Consider the following 17,722-nt stretch of genomic DNA (forward strand, 5'->3'; position numbering starts at 1 on the left):
CGGCACTGACAGCGCGAGCGGTGCGAGGGGTAATCAGGTGCTTCGCGTTTCGAGTGACGTGTCCCTGATCGGAGTTATCCACAGGGTCAAGCGGATCTTTGGATTCCGCGAGATCGTCTTCGCATGACGAACCACAGCGAAACGACTGGATCCTCCGAAAACGGCGACATCACCCAGCCCGGCGTGCACGGCAGGCACAAGGACGAGGGACAGGAGAAGCGGGGAAGCGACGGGACCATGTCACACGTCCCCAGCCCCGCGTACGACGACCACGGCGGCGAGCACCAGGTCACCCTGCGTACCCCGGCCGAACTGGCCGACGCCCTGCCGTATCTGCTCGGATACCGCCCCGAGGACAGCATCATCCTGGTCGCCCTGCACGACAGGGACGGACGCGGGCGGTTCGGGGGCCGGGCCCGGCTCGGCATCCCCTCGAACGCTGACGACTGGCCGTCAGCGGCCCGGCAACTGGCCCACGGCCTGGTGAAGGGCAGCGAGCGCCGAGGGGCCCGCCCCGAGTCGATGGTCGCCTTCCTCTGCCAGGAACCGGAGAAGGGGGAGTCCGGCCGACAGGTCATGGAACGACTGCGGCCGCTGGCCCACAAGCTGCGTGTGGAGTGCGGTTCCCTGGACGTGACGGTGGTCGAGGCGCTGTGCATCTCCGACGGTCGCTACTGGTCCTACTGCTGTGACAACGCGACATGCTGCTCGCCCGAGGGAGCCCCCATGGGCCTGCCGGGCACATCGGTGCTGGCCGCCGCTGCCACCTACGCGGGGATCCAGGTACGCGGCACGCTGCGGGAGCTGCGGGCCCGGCTGCTCCCCTGGGAGAACGCCGCCGCTCTCGAGCAGGAGACCGCCCTGGACACCGCCAGCCTCGCGCTGGTCCCGAGGATCCTGGACGACGCCGGCCGTGCCGAGGTGGCCGGCGAGACACTGGAACTGGCCGGGCGGATCCTGGACCGCTTCGCCGAGGCACAGCCCGTCTCCGGCATGCTCCTGGCAGACCTCCGCGACGACGAACTTCTCCGGCACGACGAGGCAGCCCGGCTGATCCTCGGCCTCCAGGACCGCGCGACCCGTGACCGCGCCGCCGAGTGGATGGAGGGCGACGAGGCCGGACGCGCCCTGCGCCTGTGGCGGACACTGGCCCGCCGCTGCGTCGGACCCTATGGCGAGCACGCCGCTGCTCCCCTCACTCTCGCCGGCTGGGTCGCATGGTCCACCGGCGACGAACTGGAGGCCAGGGAAGCTCTCGCCATGGCCCTGAGCGCGGACCCCGACTATCTCTTCGCCCGCCTCCTGCACCAGGCCTGCAACGAGGGCCTGGACCCGGAGTCGATCCGCAGCTGCCTGCGAGCGGAGCGCGAAGGCCGGGAGTGCCCGGGAACTGTCGGCTCGGATGCGCGGGCCGTCGCCTCGGACCTTCGGGCCGTTGGCTTGGAAGCTGGGACGGGCGGCTCCCCTGCCCCAGCGGACGAGTGTGTCGAGCCGGTGGACGGTTCCCTGGCTGGGGCGGAGGAATCCGCCGAGCCGGTGGACAGTTCCCTGGCTGGGGCGGAGGACTCCGCCGAGTGGATGGGCGGCTCCCCGGCCAGGGCGGACGACTCCGCCGGGCGAGTGGACACCTCCGTCGCGCAGCAGGCCGGCCCCCCGGCTCGGCCGGACGCCGACGAGGTCGCCACAGGTGAGGCAGCCGCGCCCGAGTCCGAGCCGGAACCCGCACCCGCGTCCACAGCAGTGCCTTCACGTCGTCGACGCCGTACCCGTTCAGCCCGCTCCGCCGGTGTCGTCGGCGCGGCCCCGAGCGGTGCCCGTGCAGGAGACCACGTCCCGAGCGCGCGGGTGCCCCGTCGGCGTACTCCGACGGGCACCACGCGCCCTGCCAGGGTCGTAGCAGCCGGCACGCGTACCGGCCGGGCGACCGCGGGTGCTGCGCGGTCCGGCAGCGTTCACCCGGGCGGCACGCGTGCGCGTACGTCGCGGAAGGCGGCCATGCCGTGCCACGACACGGGCAAGGAAGGCGGACGGCTCGGCCAGGGCGCGGAGACGGAGGGGGAGGAGTGAGTGTCCTCCCGGCGGCCTCGACGCGCCCGGGGCGGGGACGCGGGCGTGACCCGAAGGAGGTTCACGCCGTTCACCTGAGTGGCGGAACGCCTGGACGGGGCGTGACGCCGCACTGCCCCTGCCCCGTCGGAGCCCTCCGGCACCGGCGCCGAAGTCGATCGAGGCGCACAGAGCGCAGAGGAAGCCTCTCCATGCATCAGCCGACTCCGCCCTCCTCCGCCACCGACGACCGCCACGCCCCGGGCGGGCCCCCGCCGCCCTTGGCGTCGGGCCCCGGGCAGCCCGGGGCCGGGGCCGGGACTCCGAGGTCGGGGGACCGAGACGCCCCTCAGCGGCCGGCGGCACATGTCGACGGATTCGGGCCCAGGTTCCCCGGAGGGGCCTCGCCCGCCTCGCTGCCCACCGGCCCGGGCTCGTGTCCGCCCTCGACACCGGACCGGAGCCGTTCGTCCCCCCATGGGGCGGGCCGGAACCGTCGTCCCGGTGCCGCGTCGGGGTACGGCTCGCCCCCGCCGCCCTTGCCTCAGAGCCGGGGCCCGTCCTCCGCGGGGCAGCCCGCCGGGCCTCCGCGGGGTGCCACGATCCCCGGTCTGCGCTGGTCTGCCGACCTGCCGCCCGCCCACACCATGATGATCTGCGTCGCGCTTCCCGGTCTGGCCATCTCGACGGAGGGAGGGCAGATGACCGGCCGGGGGCTGGAAGGCTTCTATCGCGCCGGCCGGCGCGTGCTCTCCCGGTGCGAGATCCGCGTGGCCGGGCGGGAACCGCTCGCCGTGCAGGCCCGCATGGCTGCCGCCGACCGAGCCAGGTTCGTCGGCACGCTCCGCACGTCACCGCAGGCAGGCCCGGATCCGGACGTGGTCGTGGAACGCAACCGTCTCGCGGACGGCACGGAGCGGATCACCTTCCACAGCGCGGCACCCCGTCCCCTGCGCCTGCCGGTCGAGGTGTCCCTGGGCACGGACCTGGCCGACCTCGGGTCGATCGCCTCGGGCCAGCCGGGACCCGAACTCCCCGCGAGCGTCCACGACTCCGGACTGCGGTGGTCCTGCGCCACCGGCAATGCGTCCGTCACGGCCGCACCGCCTCCCTCGGACGCCCTGGCCTCGGCCGGGCTGTTGCGATGGGAGCTCGACCTGCCGCCGGGCGGCAGCAGAAGCGTGGAACTGCGGGTGCGGCCGGACGGTGCCGGTCCCCTCCGAGCCGTGGGCCGTGCGGCGACCAGCCCCCTTGCCGCCGCGCGAGCCGAAGGCGACGATCCCAGAGTTCCCGCGCTCCTCGGAACGAGCATCGAGGACCTCCAGGCCCTCCTGCTGCGTGATTCCGCGAACCCCGCCGACACCCACCTCGCGGCCGGTGCACCCTGGCGCTGCGGTCTCGCCCCAGCCGACGCGCTCGTGGCCGCCCGGATGGCCCTGCCGCTCGGGACGGGTCTGGCAGCGGGGACGCTGCGGATCCTCGCCCGTACCCAACTCACCGGCCCGGGGCCACAGTCCGGGATGATCCCCGGCCCGAGACGGGACGCAGGCCCGCACCTTCCGCCGCTGTGCACCGGCACGGAGGCCACGCTGCTCTTCCCGGCACTGCTCGCCGAGGCCCGCCGCTGGGGCCTGGGCGAGCAGGAGACGGAGGAACTGCTGCCGGCCGCCGAGCGCTGCCTGACCTGGCTGCGAACCACCGTGGGCGACGACCCGTACCTGCGCGATCCGCATCCCGGCGATCCCGTCCGCTGCGAGACACAGGCGCACGCCCACCGTGCCGCGCTCCTCGGTGCCGATCTGCTCGACGCCTGCGGCCGCACGGGCGGAGCGGCACTCCGGCAGTGGGCGCAGGCCTTGAGAACTGCCTTCCGCAGGGACTTCTGGATCGACGACCTCGGGGGCGGCCGGCCCGCGGCTGCCCGAGCCCCGGACGGCAGGCCCGTGCCTCATCTGGGGGCGGCCGCCGCCCACCTCCTCGACACCGGCCTGCTGGGCGAAGGCGCCCTGGCCCCCGGTCTGCTCGACAAGGTGCAGACCGAGCACCTCGCCCGGCTGCTCGGCAGTCCTGTCATGGACTCGGGCTGGGGCCTGCGCGGACTGGGCGCTAAGGAAGCGGGGTTCAATCCGTTCGGCCACCGGGCCGGGGCCGTACGGGTCCAGGAGACCGCACTCGCCGTCGCGGGCCTGACCGCCGCCGGCTACGAGAAGGAGGCGACCTCGCTGCTGCGCGGCGTACTCGCGGCCGCCGAGGCCTTCGCCCACCGGCTACCTGACATGTACGCCGGGGAACAGCGCACGGAGGGGAGCGCTCCTCTCCCGCACCCGGCGGCCTGCCGCCCGGCAGCCACATCGGCGGCCGCCGGAGTGCTGCTGCTGACCACGCTCGTCGGCATCCGCCCCGACGCCCCGGCAGGGACGGTCACCCTGAGCCCCATGCGCAGCGCACCCCTGGGCGAGGTCGGCTTCACGGGACTGCGGATCGCGGGCGCCCCCTTCTCCGTACGGGTCAGCCGGCTCGGCCTCGCCATGGTCGAGGAAGCGGCTGACGGACTTCAATTGGGGGTGTGACCTGGTGCAATGTTCAACTGTCGGACGACCGGGCCGGAGAGCGAAGTTCATATCCGACCGAAGTGGATCAGTCGCCGATGCGACCGCCGAAGGGAGTGTTTATCGTCAGGCAGACGACTATGATCGCCGCATGCCCTACGACCCGTCAGCGTTCCCGCCGTTTGCCGTCACCGTGGACCTGGTCGTGCTGACCGTGCGCCGCCATGCCCTGTGCGCGCTGGCGGTACGCAGGGGCGAGCCCCCCTTCCAGGGGCGTTGGGCGCTGCCCGGCGGTTTCGTAAGGGCCGACGAGGACCTAGCGCAGGCCGCGGCACGCGAGCTGGCCGAGGAGACCGGGCTGCGTGTCCACGACCCGTCCGTCCCCGCCCAGGACAACGGGGCGCATCTGGAGCAGCTCGCCACCTACGGCGACCCCAAGCGGGACCCCAGGATGCGGGTCGTCAGTGTCGCCCACCTGGCGCTCGCTCCCGACCTGCCCGCGCCCAGGGCAGGCGGCGACGCCAGTAACGCCCGCTGGGCTCCCGTGGAGGAACTGTTGCGGCAGGGCGGCTACGGGCGGGACGCCGAACCGGTCGCGCCGCTCGCGTTCGACCACGCGCAGATCCTGTCGGACGGAGTGGAGCGTGCTCGCTCCAAGATCGAGTACTCGTCGCTGGCCACTGCGTTCTGCCCGCCCGAGTTCACCGTCGGAGAGCTGCGCCGTGTCTACGAGGCGGTGTGGGGCGTGGCGCTCGACCCGCGCAACTTCCACCGCAAGGTCACGGGCACACCGGGCTTCCTCGTCCCCACCGGTGGGACGACCACCCGCCAGGGCGGCCGCCCGGCCCAGCTTTTCCGTGCCGGTGGCGCGACTCTGCTCAACCCCCCGATGCTGCGCCCCGAGGTCTGACGCCGAGTCCGAACACCACGCGCCCGCTGCCCGGACAAGGGTGATGGTCGTGCCCGGGCAGGCCTCGTGCTGCCCGAAAAATCGGACATAGCGCGCTATCTTGCTGCGAGTGATCCAGGCCTTCGGACTGACCAGCAACCCCCGCAAAGAGCTCCCGCCCGCAGCCGACGACGTCTCCTTCGAGGCGCGCGCGGGCCGCGTCACCGCGCTGCTCGGAGCACCGGGCGCCGGTAAGACGACAGTTCTCAGACTCATGCTGGAACTCCAACAGGGCCGTGGGGTCACCTACTTCCGGGGCCGCCCCCTGCACCGCATCGCCCATCCGTCACGCGAGGTCGGTGTGCTGATGGGCGACGTGCCGGGGCATCCGGCCCGCACGGTCCGCGGGCATCTGCGCATGCTGTGTGCGGCCGCAGGGGTCCCGGTCCGGCGCGCCGACGAAGTGCTCGAGGCGGTCGGGCTCGTGAGCCTGCGCGACGAACGCCTCGGCGCCCTCTCGCGCGGCATGGACCGCCGCCTGGGCCTCTCCTGCGCCCTCCTGGCCGACCCGCACACGCTCGTCCTCGACGACCCCGCCGGTGGGCTGTCCGTCCGCGACAGCCACTGGCTGCACGGCATGCTGCGCGCCCATGCCGACCAGGGCGGCACGGTCCTGTTCACCACGGCCGACCCCAAGGAGGCCGCGCGTACCGCCGACCGCGTCGTCACACTGGAACAGGGCAGGCTCGTGGCCGACCAGGAGGCCGCGGAGTTCTCGCGTACCCGCCTGCGTCCCCGGGTCGCCGTACGCAGCCCGTACGCGGCCCGTCTGGCGGCCCTCCTGGCCAAGCAGGCCCGCACCGCTCAGCGCTCCGTCGAGGTCGTACGAGAAGACGGCAACCGCCTCTCCGTGTACGGCAGTACCTGTGCCGAGATCGGCGAGACGGCATTCCGTCACGGCATCGTCGTGCACCAACTGGCCGATGAGATCGGTGACATGGGGCCCGGGGCGGGAGCGGTACACGCAGATGAGCCGCATGGCGGCAGCGCCCCGGGACTGGGCAAGGCGGAGCAGGCGGGGGGTGAGTTGCACGGGACCGACGCAGCGCGATCGTCTGCCGACACGCTCGAGCTCGTCCGCGTGGAGCCGGATCGCACGAGTGCCGAGGCGGGGCATGTCGCCGAGGCGCCCGGGGTGACGGTTGCACCCCCGGCCGCCAACGGTGAGCCGCGACCCACCCTCGACGCGTCGAAGCCGCCCGCGGTCACCGCCGACCCGGATACCGCTGATCCGGTTACCGCGGAGCCCATGGTCGTCGCCATCGAGTCGCCACGCCCGGCTGAGCCACGGCCCACCGTCGACGCGGCGCAACCAGTCACCGTCGAGCCCTTGCTCCCCGCCGGGCATGCGCAGGCCGCCGCGGAGCCGCACGAGCGCCCGGACGCCCCATCGGCCGGCCACCCGCCCAACGCCGAGGCCCATCCTCAGGAGGCGGCGACACGCCGCACGTTCCACCCCGCCGACGCCCGCACCGCACGCACAGCCCGCACACTCGGCGCGCTGCCCCCGCTGCCGCCGCCCATCTCCGTCCGCCCCGCCCCCAGCCCCCTCCGTCCCCTCCGCTACGAGATCCGCCGCGCCGCCGGGATCGGCACCGGGTTCATCACCGGGGCCGCGGTACTCGTCGTGTCCGCCGTGACCGCCGTCGCGCTCGCCCGTATCGGGCACACTCCTCAGCCGCGCCTGCTGGCCGCGTGGCCGCAGGAGCTGCCCCTGCCGCCCGCGGCGCTCGGCGCTGGGCTGCTCGGCGCGCTGGCCTTCGGCGACGAGTTCCGCCACCCCGCCCTGGCCGCGGACCGCGGCACCGTGCCCCGCCGACTGGGGCTGCTGGCCGCCAAACTGCTCGTCGCCACGGCCACCGCGCTGATGCTGGCCGTACTCACCGTCGGCTGCGACGCCGAGGTGCTCTACCTCGTGTACGGACGGGAGCTCGCCCAGGTTCCCGCCGACTGGCTGTCGCTGAGTGCGAGTTGGATCGGGCTGGTGGTCGGCTGTGCCTGGGCGGGCGTACTGGCCGCAGGCGTCTTCCGTTCCACCACGGCCGGACTGGCCGCCGTGGGCGCCGTGCCGCTCCTGGTCGTGCCCGCGGTGCACAAGGTCCTTGAAGGGCCGTCCGTGCGGACCGCGGCGGGACTTCCCGTGCGGCTGCGCGAGGCTCTGCTGCCGCGATGGCCCTTCGGGGGAGAGCGCTACCTGGAAGCCGCGCTCAGCGTGGTCTCCCAACCTGTCGGCGGCGCACTGACGTTGTCGCTGACCGCACTGCTCTGCGCGTATCTCCTCACCGCACTGCGGAGCCGGTTCCGGTGACGACTGTCCGTAACCCTTAGTCCGGCCATGCGCACAACTCCCCGCAGAACGCCCATTTCTTTCCGATAAGGCGTCAATTGCGACGGGGGGAGCGATCACCCTTTCGTGTGCTTTTCACCAAAGACCTCAAGGGAGTTGGAGACGGCGCCGACAAAGGATGCGTGAGTACCCTTGCGCACACCATGATGACCGCCGCCCGCTCCGCTGACTCCGGCCTCGCGAGCCCGGGCGAACTCGACCGCTACCCCTACGCGGAGGCGCCCGCCGTCGACCGCGTCGGTGCCCCTGTCTGGGACGGCGGGGACCCCGAGCTGGGCCGGGTCGGCAGGCGCGCCGCGGGCAGCCGCGGACGCGGGCTGCACGGCCAACTCGTCCAGCAGTTGGGTCAGATGATCGTCTCCGGCGACCTGGGCGCCGACCGTCCACTGGTGCCCGAGGAGATCGGCCAGCGGTTCGAGGTCTCCCGCACCGTCGTCCGCGAGTCGCTCCGCGTCCTGGAGGCCAAGGGCCTGGTGAGCGCCCGCCCGAACGTCGGCACGCGCGTGCGCCCGGTCAGCGACTGGAACCTCCTCGACCCGGACATCATCGAGTGGCGGGCCTTCGGGCCGCAGCGCGACGATCAGCGCCGCGAGCTGAGCGAGTTGCGCTGGACGATCGAGCCGCTCGCCGCCCGCCTCGCCGCCGGGCACGGGCGCGAGGACGTCCAGCAGCGCCTGGCGGACATGGTCGAGATCATGGGGCACGCGATGGCCCAGGGTGATGCGCTCACCTTCTCCCGCGCCGACTCCGAGTTCCACTCGCTGCTCATCCAGGTCGCCGGCAACCGCATGCTGGAGCACCTCTCCGGGATCGTGTCCGCGGCCCTCCAGGTCTCCGGCGGTCCGATCGCGGGCTGTGACCGGCCGACCGAGGCGTCGCTGGCGCACCACGGCCGCATCTGTGACGCCCTCGCCGCCGGCGACGGGGCGGCGGCCGAGGCGGCGATGCGGCAACTTCTCACGGTCCACCCCGAGGTGGAACGCGTGGTGCCCGCTCCGCGCGAGCGCTGACCGCGTTCCGCGGGCGGCGCGCCCGGGTCTGCCACCCCCCTCCTGTGGCAGTGCCCGTACGGCGAACCGCCTCCCGTCGGACCCCGCAGGATCCTCGCGATCCCGCGGGGTCCGACGGCGCGAAGGGGCCGCAGATCCGCCGGAGCGGCCAGTGAACGGCCAGGTGTGACCTCCTTTGCCCGCGTATGATCGCTTTTGTTCGCTTACGGGGTGTGACTCGGGCCACGCGAATTGGGCGTAACGCTCGCGGGAAGAACGCGATGACCTAAGAGGTGACAGCCGCGGAGGGAATACGGACGCCGTTCACGGCGCTGTGCATCTTCCCGGCCCCCGCCCGCGCCGTCGGCCCACCCCCAAGCCGGCGGTCGGCTCCTGTCCACTGTGGACGGGGCCGGAAGCCGTTTTCCAACGTTCCGAGAGGTTGTTCGTGTCGGCCAGCACATCCCGTACGCTCCCGCCGGAGATCGCCGAGTCCGTCTCTGTCATGGCTCTCATTGAGCGGGGAAAGGCTGAGGGGCAGATCGCCGGCGATGACGTGCGTCGGGCCTTCGAAGCTGACCAGATTCCGGCCACTCAGTGGAAGAACGTACTGCGCAGCCTCAACCAGATCCTCGAGGAAGAGGGTGTGACGCTGATGGTCAGTGCCGCAGAGCCCAAGCGCACCCGAAAGAGCGTCGCAGCGAAGAGTCCCGCCAAGCGCACCGCCACCAAGACGGTCGCGGCCAAGGCGGTGACCACCAGGAAGGCCACCGCCACCGCCACGCCGGCGGCGCCCACAGCCGAGCCCGCCGCCGAGGACGAGGCACCCGCCAAGAAGGCAGCCGCCAAGAAGACGACCGCCAAGAAGGCGGCCGCGAAGAAGGCGCCTGCCAAGAAGACCGCGGCGAAGAAGACCAGCGCCAAGAAGGACGACGCCGAGCTTCTCGAAGAGGAGGTGCTCGAGGAGGCCGCTCCCGGCAAGGCCGGCGAGGAACCCGAGGGCACGGAGAACGCCGGTTTCGTGCTGTCCGACGACGACGAGGACGACGCGCCCGCGCAGCAGGTCGCCGCCGCCGGTGCCACCGCCGACCCGGTCAAGGACTACCTCAAGCAGATCGGCAAGGTCCCGCTGCTCAACGCCGAGCAGGAGGTCGAGCTCGCCAAGCGCATCGAGGCCGGTCTGTTCGCCGAGGACAAGCTGGCCAACGCCGACAAGCTCGCGCCGAAGCTCAAGCGTGAGCTGGAGATCATCGCCGAGGACGGCCGCCGCGCCAAGAACCACCTCCTGGAGGCCAACCTCCGTCTGGTGGTCTCCCTGGCCAAGCGCTACACCGGCCGCGGCATGCTCTTCCTGGACCTCATCCAGGAAGGCAACCTCGGTCTGATCCGCGCGGTGGAGAAGTTCGACTACACCAAGGGCTACAAGTTCTCCACGTACGCCACCTGGTGGATCCGTCAGGCGATCACGCGCGCCATGGCCGACCAGGCCCGCACCATCCGTATTCCGGTGCACATGGTCGAGGTCATCAACAAGCTCGCGCGCGTGCAGCGCCAGATGCTCCAGGACCTGGGCCGCGAGCCCACCCCGGAGGAGCTGGCCAAGGAGCTCGACATGACCCCTGAGAAGGTCATCGAGGTCCAGAAGTACGGCCGTGAGCCCATCTCGCTGCACACCCCGCTGGGCGAGGACGGCGACAGCGAGTTCGGTGACCTCATCGAGGACTCCGAGGCGGTCGTCCCGGCCGACGCGGTCAGCTTCACGCTCCTCCAGGAGCAGCTGCACTCCGTCCTGGACACCCTGTCCGAGCGCGAGGCGGGCGTCGTCTCGATGCGCTTCGGTCTCACCGACGGTCAGCCGAAGACCCTCGACGAGATCGGCAAGGTCTACGGCGTCACGCGTGAGCGGATCCGCCAGATCGAGTCCAAGACCATGTCGAAGCTGCGCCACCCGTCCCGTTCGCAGGTGCTGCGCGACTACCTCGACTAGTCGTCGCGGTCGTATGACGCGGAAGGCCCGGTCCCCCCAGGGGGCCGGGCCTTCGTCATGCCCCTCCGCGGGTGCGGGCCGCCACGGGGTGAATCACTCTGGGTGTCTCGCTGACATCACGGAGTGAGGAGTGTTCATGCGTCGTCGCCTTTCTCGAGCCCTGGCCCGACCGCTGGTCCTGGCGGCAGCGGTACTCGCCCTGTCAGTGGGTCCCAGCGGCCCTGTGGCCGCCGACCGGGTCGTCATAGGGGGATTCCCCGTCGACGCGTCGGAGAGTCCGTGGACGGTGGCCCTGTCCAGTCGTGACCAGTTCGGGGGAACGCGCGCGGGGCAGTTCTGCGGTGGTGTGGCGGTCGGCCGCAACACGGTGCTCACCGCGGCCCACTGCGTGGACGAGGAGGTCCTGGGCGGGCCACCGGAGCGCGTACGCGATCTCAAGGTCATAGCGGGGCGCACGGACCTGTTCTCGGACCGCGGTGGCCGGGAGGTCGCGGTGCGAGAGATTTGGGTCAACCCGGCCTACGACGGTGTCAGCAATGTCGGGGATTTCGCCGTGCTCACCCTTGCCGAGCCTCTCCCCGCCGACTCGGTCATCGGCATGGCGGTCGGCGGTGACCCCGCCTACGCCGTGGGCGAAGCCGCGACGGTGTACGGGTGGGGGGATGTCTCGGGCGCCGGGGAGTATCCGAACAGTCTGCGGGCGGCACGCGTGCGTGTGCTCCCCGACGCTCTCTGTGAGGAGGCGTACCCGGGCGGCGAGGACGGCGTCTACGACGCCAGGAGCATGCTGTGTGCCGGAGAAGCGAAGGGAGGCCGGGACGCCTGTCAGGGCGACAGCGGGGGGCCGCTGGTGGCCCAGGGGCGGCTGATCGGCCTCGTGTCCTGGGGGATCGGCTGCGGTCGAGCCGGCAGCCCCGGGGTGTACACGCGTGTGTCCGGCATCATGCGCACGCTCGGCTGGGCACACATGTGAGGATCATGCGCAAGCTCGGCCGGTACGGCGTGTAGAAACCGCGCGGTGGGCGTGCGGGGGAGCCTGAGCGGACTCGCGAGAACGAGGACGGGCGGCTGCCTCCATAGGGGAGGCAGCCGCCCGTTCACCGGCCTGTGCCGTGCTGGCTCGTCGTCGGACGCGAGGTGTCAGCGCTCTTCTTCGGAGGCAGTCGCGGGAGCGGACGTCAGCCGCTCCGTCTCGTCCTGTATCTCAGCGGCGATCTTCTTGAGTTCCGGCTCGAACTTGCGCCCGTGGTGGGCACAGAAGAGCAGTTCTCCGCCGCTGAGCAGGACGACGCGCAGGTACGCCTGGGCGCCGCAGCGGTCGCAGCGATCAGCGGCCGTCAACTGGCTCGCAGGGGTCAGAACAGTAGTCACGTCGCCTCTTCTCTAGCTCGACGAGCTGTCGTACCAGGGTCAACATCCAACCAGCCCCAAAACGTTCCCGCTCGTGGCTTTTCCTCGAAAAATCTTTGCGAGGCGGCTGTCTGCTGCCGGTTGGCGGCGAATGTGCCGTATTGCGTGTCTATGTGTCTTACGGAGCTTCGCGTTGTATCGGTGGTCGGTCCTCCCGGCTGGGTTGCCGGTTGTTCATGAGGACGTGCCCGGAGCCTAAATGGTTCATGCCTGGAAGGGAACGTGATGTGTGCTTCACTCCAACGAGGGATCGAACACCCATGCGAGTCTGGACTAGGGTGAGTTTCCGACGAGGGTGGCGTTACAACGGCTCTACCAGGCCTCGGTACCCTCTCACCGGTGACTGAAGCCGCGCCCTTACCCATGAGGGCCCCATCTGAAATTCAGCGAGGAGCGAACCGCGTGACCGCCGAGACGTCCGTGCCGTCCACAGCTCTGCTGGCAGGAGCAGACCGGGACGGGTCCAACTACACCGCGCGGCACCTGCTCGTCCTCGAGGGGCTCGAGGCCGTGCGGAAGCGCCCCGGTATGTATATCGGGTCGACTGACAGCCGTGGCCTGATGCACTGCCTCTGGGAGATCATCGACAACTCCGTCGACGAGGCCCTCGGCGGCTACTGCGACCACATCGAGGTCATCCTCCAGGACGACGGCTCGGTCGAGGTCCGGGACAACGGCCGGGGCATCCCGGTCGACGTCGAGCCCAAGACCGGCCTCTCCGGTGTCGAGGTCGTGATGACCAAGCTGCACGCCGGCGGCAAGTTCGGCGGCGGCTCCTACGCCGCCTCCGGCGGTCTGCACGGCGTCGGCGCCTCCGTGGTGAACGCCCTGTCCGCCCGTCTGGACATCGAGGTGGACCGCGGTGGACACACCCACGCGATCAGCTTCCGTCGTGGTGTCCCCGGCGCCTTCGCGGGTAACGGCCCAGACGCCAAGTTCGAGGCCAAGAGCGGCCTGCGCAAGGCCAAGAAGATCCCGAAGACCCGCACCGGCACGCGCGTGCGGTACTGGGCCGACCGCCAGATCTTCCTCAAGGACGCCAAGCTCTCCCTGGAGAACCTGCACCAGCGCGCCCGTCAGACCGCCTTCCTGGTGCCCGGCCTGACCATCGTCGTGCGCGACGAGTACGGGCTCGGCGAGGGGGGCAGCAAGGGGGAGGAGTCCTTCCGCTTCGACGGCGGCATCAGCGAGTTCTGCGAGTACCTGGCGAACGACAAGCCGATCTGCGACGTCCTCCGCTTCTCCGGATCGGGCTCCTTCAAGGAGACGGTCCCCGTCCTGGACGACCACGGCCAGATGACGCCCACCGAGGTCACCCGCGAACTCGGCGTCGACGTCGCGCTGCGCTGGGGAACCGGCTACGACACGACGCTGAGGTCGTTCGTCAACATCATCGCCACCCCCAAGGGCGGTACGCACGTCGCCGGCTTCGAGCAGGCCGTCGCCAAGACGATGAACGAGGTGCTGCGCGCCAAGAAGCTGCTGCGCGTCGCCGAGGACGACATCGTCAAGGACGACGCCCTGGAGGGCCTGACCGCGGTCGTCACCGTGCGTCTCGCCGAGCCCCAGTTCGAGGGCCAGACCAAGGAGGTCCTGGGGACCTCGGCGGCCCGCCGCATCGTGAACAACGTGGTCACGAAGGAACTCAAGGCGTTCCTGACGTCCACGAAGCGGGACGCCGCCCAGCAGGCCCGCGTGGTCATGGAGAAGGCCGTGGCCGCGGCCCGTACGCGCATCGCCGCCCGGCAGCACAAGGATGCCCAGCGCCGCAAGACGGCGCTGGAGTCCTCCTCGCTGCCGGCCAAGCTCGCCGACTGCCGCAGCGACGACGTCGACCGCAGCGAGCTGTTCATCGTCGAGGGCGACTCCGCGCTCGGCACGGCGAAGCTCGCCCGGAACTCCGAATTCCAGGCGCTGCTGCCGATCCGGGGCAAGATCCTCAACGTCCAGAAGTCGTCCGTGACGGACATGCTCAAGAACGCCGAATGCGGCGCGATCATCCAGGTCATAGGGGCCGGGTCGGGCCGCACCTTCGACATCGACACGGCCCGCTACGGCAAGATCATCATGATGACCGACGCCGACGTCGACGGCTCGCACATCCGCACACTGCTGCTGACCCTGTTCCACCGCTACATGCGGCCCATGGTCGAGGCAGGCCGGGTCTTCGCGGCGGTGCCGCCGCTGCACCGCATCGAGATCGTCCAGCCCAAGAAGGGCCAGGACAAGTACGTCTACACGTACTCGGACCGCGAGCTGCGGGACAAGCTCATGGAGCTCCAGAGCAAGGGCGTCCGTTACAAGGACTCGATCCAGCGCTACAAGGGTCTCGGCGAGATGGACGCCGACCAGCTGGCCGAGACCACCATGGACCCGCGCCACCGCACTCTGCGCCGGATCAACCTCTCCGACCTCGAGGCCGCCGAGCAGGTCTTCGATCTGCTGATGGGCAACGACGTCGCGCCGCGCAAGGAGTTCATCTCCAACTCGGCGGCGACGCTGGATCGGTCGCGGATCGATGCGTAGCCGCTGCGCTGGGCTTCGGCATGGCATGGCAGGACCGGGCGGGGTCGGGTGCTGGTGATCTGAGCGGGCGGGTCCTGGTCGGGGCCGGTGCCGGTTGGGTCCTGGTGTTGGCCTGAGCTGGGCTGACAGAGTGAGGAATCGGCGGGAGCCGGGGCTGGCAGAGCCAGGGAGCGGCGGGAGCTTGGGCTGCCAGCGCCAGGGATCGGGAGGAGTTTCGGCTGGTTCCAGCGGTTCCGGTTGGTCCGGCTCGGCCGGGAAGCCGGCGCATGACTCGTGCCATGCCTGGAAGTCGGCGCGTAGCGCCCGCCATGCCTCGTGTACGGCCCGACCGGCTCGGACGCCCCGGCCCGCGGCCAGACCGCCGTGGCCGAGCCGTTTCTCCACCCTTGGGTGGAGAAACGCACGGTCGGGGATCCACCCATGATCCACCCGCGCTCCGATCCCGTGACCTGGCGATTTCCGTAGCGTCGAAGGTGTCGGCGGCAACGCTGCCGACATCCCCTTTCTCGCTCACGGAGGTTGTGATGTCCGGGCTCGTCGACGCGCTGGTGATCGTGCTTGTTGCCATGCTGGTGATCGCCCGGCAGTTCCGCGCAACTCCCATCGACGGCGAGCGTCGCTGGTGGCTCCTGCCCGGAATTCTGGCCGTCGTCGCATTGCGCGAGCCCGGCGTACTCGACGCCCATCACCACACGGCCTCGGTGCTCTTGCTCGGCGCCGAATTGCTCGTCGGCCTGGCCACCGGGGCCGGTTGGGCCTGGACCACCCGCATATGGGTGGAGCCGGACGGCACGGTGTGGAGCAAGAGCAGCAGGGCGGGCGTCGCCGTCTGGGGCGTGGGAATCGGACTGCGCGTCGGGTTCTTCGCGCTCGGTGCCGCGATGGGCGTTCACCAGGACAGCTCCGCCCTGCTGCTGGGGCTTGCCGGCACCCTGCTCGTCCGGGCCGGAATCCTGGCCCGGCGCGGTCGGTCGCCGGGCTCTGCCGTGGACTCGGGCTGGGCGTACGGTGACAGCACGGTGCGGCCTGTGGGGAGGGAGCGCGTGTGAAGGAGAACGCCTGGACACGCTGGCCTTCCCGGGAGGCGCTCAGCCGCGAGGGACTCTCACGCTCCCGGTGTCTGCTGGCCTGGACGGTGAGGGCACTGGTCCTCGGTGTGCTGATGTGGGGTGCCTTCGCCGGGAGTGAGATACGCGGCTGGAAGGCGGCGGCCGGAGCCGGAGGGGTGCTTGGGGCGGCACTGCTCGCCTGGGCGTTCTTCCGGACCACGCTCCAGCACCGGCTGTGGCCGTCGCTGGCGTTGCTCGCGCTGCTTCAGGGTGTCGCCGTCGCGGCCCAGTTGTCGGGGTTCAAGGTCGCGGCCCTGGTCATGTGGTGCGGGTGTGCCGTCTCGGCACTGGAGCGACTCCCACCGGCAATCGCCCTGAGCGCAGCGGGCGTGGCACTCGGTTCGTTCGGGGCCGTGAACAACGACGACGTGCTGACGTCCGTGGTCACCAGCCTCGGCCTCGCTCTGGCCGGATACACGCTGCGCCTGGACGCCGAGGCCCGCGGCAGCGCCCAGCGGCTGCTCGCCCAGGAGCGGGCCGCGCGGGCGGCTGAGGCGGAGACGGCGGCGCTCGCTGAACGGGCCCGTATCGCGCGGGAGATTCACGACGTGCTGGCGCACAGCCTGTCCGCCCAGCTCGTGCACTTGGAGGCGGCCCGGCTTCTGATCGAGCGTGGCGGGGAACGGGAGCAGGTTCTCGAACGAGTGGTGGCGGCACGGGAGATGGCGCGTGGCGGGCTCGCCGAGACGCGGCAGGCGCTTTCCGCCCTGCGCGGGGACCTGACCCCGCTGGAGGAGTTCCTGAACCAGTTGGTGGGTGCGGCCGGCGGTGCCGAGATCACCATCACGGGTGAACGCAGGGCGCTGCCGGCAGAGGCTTCCCAGGCTGTGCGCAGAGCGGCTCAGGAGGCTCTGACGAATGCCCGCAAGCACGCCCCGGGCGCCAAGGTGCGCCTGAGGCTCGACTACAACCCGCACGAAGTGACCCTGGATGTGCGGGACTCGGGTGGCTCGCCGGGCGAGCTGACCGGGACGGGAGCCGGGTACGGTCTGCTGGGCATGCGGGAGCGAGCCGAGCTGCTGGGCGGTTCGTTCGAGGCCGGGCCGGGCGAGGAGGGGTTCGTGGTGACGTTGAAGGTGCCGGTATGACGGAGGGGGCCGAGCGGAAGCCCGCTCGGGTGGTGGTCGCGGACGACCAGACCGTGGTGCGGGAGGGCATCGTGATGCTGCTCGGTCTGCTGCCCGGGATCGAGGTCGTCGGCGCGGCGGGGGACGGGGAGGAGGCCGTTCGGCTCGTCGCGGAAGTCGCCCCGGACGTGGTGCTGATGGACCTGCGTATGCCTCGCTGCGACGGAGTGGAGGCGACCCGCAGGATCCGCGCGGAGTACCCCGGGACGCAGGTCGTGGTGCTCACGACGTACGCCGACGACGAGTCGCTCTTCCCGGCACTGGCTGCGGGAGCGCGCGGCTATCTCACGAAGGACGCCGACGGAGAGGAGATCGTGCGGGCCGTGCACAGCGTGCTGTCGGGGGACGCCGGTCTGTCGCCGAGCATCCAGAGGCGGCTGCTGGAGCGGCTGGCGGAGACCGAGGCGAGACCGGCCGCGCCCCCTGAGGCACCGGACGGGCTCACCGTGCGGGAGACGGAGGTGCTGCTGCTCATCGCCGAGGGGCTCAGTAATCAGGAGATCGGCCGCAGGCTGCATGTCTCCACCGCGACCGTGAAGACCCACATCAACAACCTTTTCGCCAAGACGGGGCTCAAGGACCGCGCGCAGGCGGTGCGTTACGCCTACGGAAAGGGACTGGTGCGGCCACCAGCGGGTTGAGTCACCTGATGGGGTGAAGAGCGAAGGGAAGAAGAGTCGGGG

12 protein-coding genes are annotated in these 17,722 nt (G+C 71.1%); 11 read left to right on the top strand and 1 reads right to left on the bottom strand.

Annotation, left to right across the window (positions count from 1 at the left end; all coding sequences use genetic code 11):
- Positions 1–123: 123 nt before the first annotated feature.
- The 7 genes from CP976_RS31890 (at position 124) to CP976_RS31920 (ending at position 11,840) form a co-directional block, all read left to right on the top strand.
- Positions 124–2,067, top strand: a complete 1,944-nt coding sequence (locus CP976_RS31890) for a DUF4192 family protein (RefSeq protein ID WP_150483408.1) — start codon at positions 124–126, stop codon at positions 2,065–2,067.
- A gap of 680 nt (positions 2,068–2,747) precedes the next feature.
- Positions 2,748–4,616: a glycogen debranching N-terminal domain-containing protein gene (locus CP976_RS31895; RefSeq protein WP_373304851.1), complete on the top strand. Its 1,869-nt coding sequence runs from the start codon at positions 2,748–2,750 to the stop codon at positions 4,614–4,616.
- Positions 4,617–4,746: 130 nt separating this feature from the next.
- On the top strand, positions 4,747–5,505 hold the full coding sequence (locus CP976_RS31900) for an NUDIX hydrolase (RefSeq protein ID WP_010034909.1): 759 nt from the start codon (positions 4,747–4,749) through the stop codon (positions 5,503–5,505).
- Positions 5,506–5,614: 109 nt separating this feature from the next.
- Entirely contained in the window at positions 5,615–7,852 is a 2,238-nt protein-coding gene (locus tag CP976_RS31905) for an ABC transporter ATP-binding protein (protein ID WP_150483409.1), read from the top strand.
- A gap of 161 nt (positions 7,853–8,013) precedes the next feature.
- Positions 8,014–8,901 (top strand): FadR/GntR family transcriptional regulator, encoded by an 888-nt coding sequence (locus tag CP976_RS31910; protein WP_150483410.1) that lies wholly within the window; start codon positions 8,014–8,016, stop codon positions 8,899–8,901.
- A gap of 427 nt (positions 8,902–9,328) precedes the next feature.
- Entirely contained in the window at positions 9,329–10,867 is a 1,539-nt protein-coding gene (locus tag CP976_RS31915; RefSeq protein ID WP_150483411.1) for an RNA polymerase sigma factor, read from the top strand.
- 136 nt (positions 10,868–11,003) lie between these two features.
- The gene (locus CP976_RS31920; protein WP_150483412.1) at positions 11,004–11,840 is read left to right on the top strand and encodes a S1 family serine peptidase; all 837 of its coding nucleotides are present in this window, start codon (positions 11,004–11,006) and stop codon (positions 11,838–11,840) included.
- Positions 11,841–12,007: 167 nt separating this feature from the next.
- Here CP976_RS31920 and CP976_RS31925 read toward each other — a convergent pair whose 3' ends face one another.
- A complete protein-coding gene (locus tag CP976_RS31925) occupies positions 12,008–12,238 on the bottom strand; it encodes a DUF7455 domain-containing protein (protein WP_010034922.1) in 231 nt (76 codons plus the stop codon).
- Between the two features lie 441 nt (positions 12,239–12,679).
- Here CP976_RS31925 and CP976_RS31930 point away from each other — a divergent pair, with 441 nt between their 5' ends.
- From CP976_RS31930 to CP976_RS31945, 4 genes are all read left to right on the top strand, one after another.
- On the top strand, positions 12,680–14,803 hold the full coding sequence (locus tag CP976_RS31930) for a DNA gyrase/topoisomerase IV subunit B (protein WP_150483413.1): 2,124 nt from the start codon (positions 12,680–12,682) through the stop codon (positions 14,801–14,803).
- A 524-nt stretch (positions 14,804–15,327) separates the two neighbouring features.
- Positions 15,328–15,852 carry a DUF1453 domain-containing protein gene (locus CP976_RS31935; RefSeq protein ID WP_150483414.1) on the top strand — a complete coding sequence of 175 codons (525 nt, stop codon included), beginning with the start codon at positions 15,328–15,330 and terminating at the stop codon, positions 15,850–15,852.
- Positions 15,849–17,000, top strand: coding sequence for a sensor histidine kinase (locus CP976_RS31940; RefSeq protein WP_150483415.1), 1,152 nt, complete (start codon positions 15,849–15,851; stop codon positions 16,998–17,000). Before CP976_RS31935 ends, CP976_RS31940 begins: the two co-directional genes overlap by 4 nt.
- The gene (locus CP976_RS31945) at positions 16,997–17,680 is read left to right on the top strand and encodes a response regulator transcription factor (protein WP_150483416.1); all 684 of its coding nucleotides are present in this window, start codon (positions 16,997–16,999) and stop codon (positions 17,678–17,680) included. Before CP976_RS31940 ends, CP976_RS31945 begins: the two co-directional genes overlap by 4 nt.
- Positions 17,681–17,722: the final 42 nt, after the last annotated feature.

Source organism: Streptomyces coeruleorubidus (assembly GCF_008705135.1).
Classification (GTDB): Bacteria; Actinomycetota; Actinomycetes; order Streptomycetales; family Streptomycetaceae; genus Streptomyces; species Streptomyces coeruleofuscus.

Excerpts from the sequence above, each read along its gene's own strand:
- CP976_RS31920 (WP_150483412.1), top strand. The coding sequence starts at position 11,004 with ATGCGTCGTCGCCTTTCTCGAGCCCTGGCCCGACCGCTGGTCCTGGCG.
- CP976_RS31895 (WP_373304851.1), top strand. The coding sequence starts at position 2,748 with ATGACCGGCCGGGGGCTGGAAGGCTTCTATCGCGCCGGCCGGCGCGTG.
- CP976_RS31890 (WP_150483408.1), top strand. The coding sequence starts at position 124 with ATGACGAACCACAGCGAAACGACTGGATCCTCCGAAAACGGCGACATC.
- CP976_RS31900 (WP_010034909.1), top strand. The coding sequence starts at position 4,747 with ATGCCCTACGACCCGTCAGCGTTCCCGCCGTTTGCCGTCACCGTGGAC.
- CP976_RS31935 (WP_150483414.1), top strand. The coding sequence starts at position 15,328 with ATGTCCGGGCTCGTCGACGCGCTGGTGATCGTGCTTGTTGCCATGCTG.
- CP976_RS31945 (WP_150483416.1), top strand. The coding sequence starts at position 16,997 with ATGACGGAGGGGGCCGAGCGGAAGCCCGCTCGGGTGGTGGTCGCGGAC.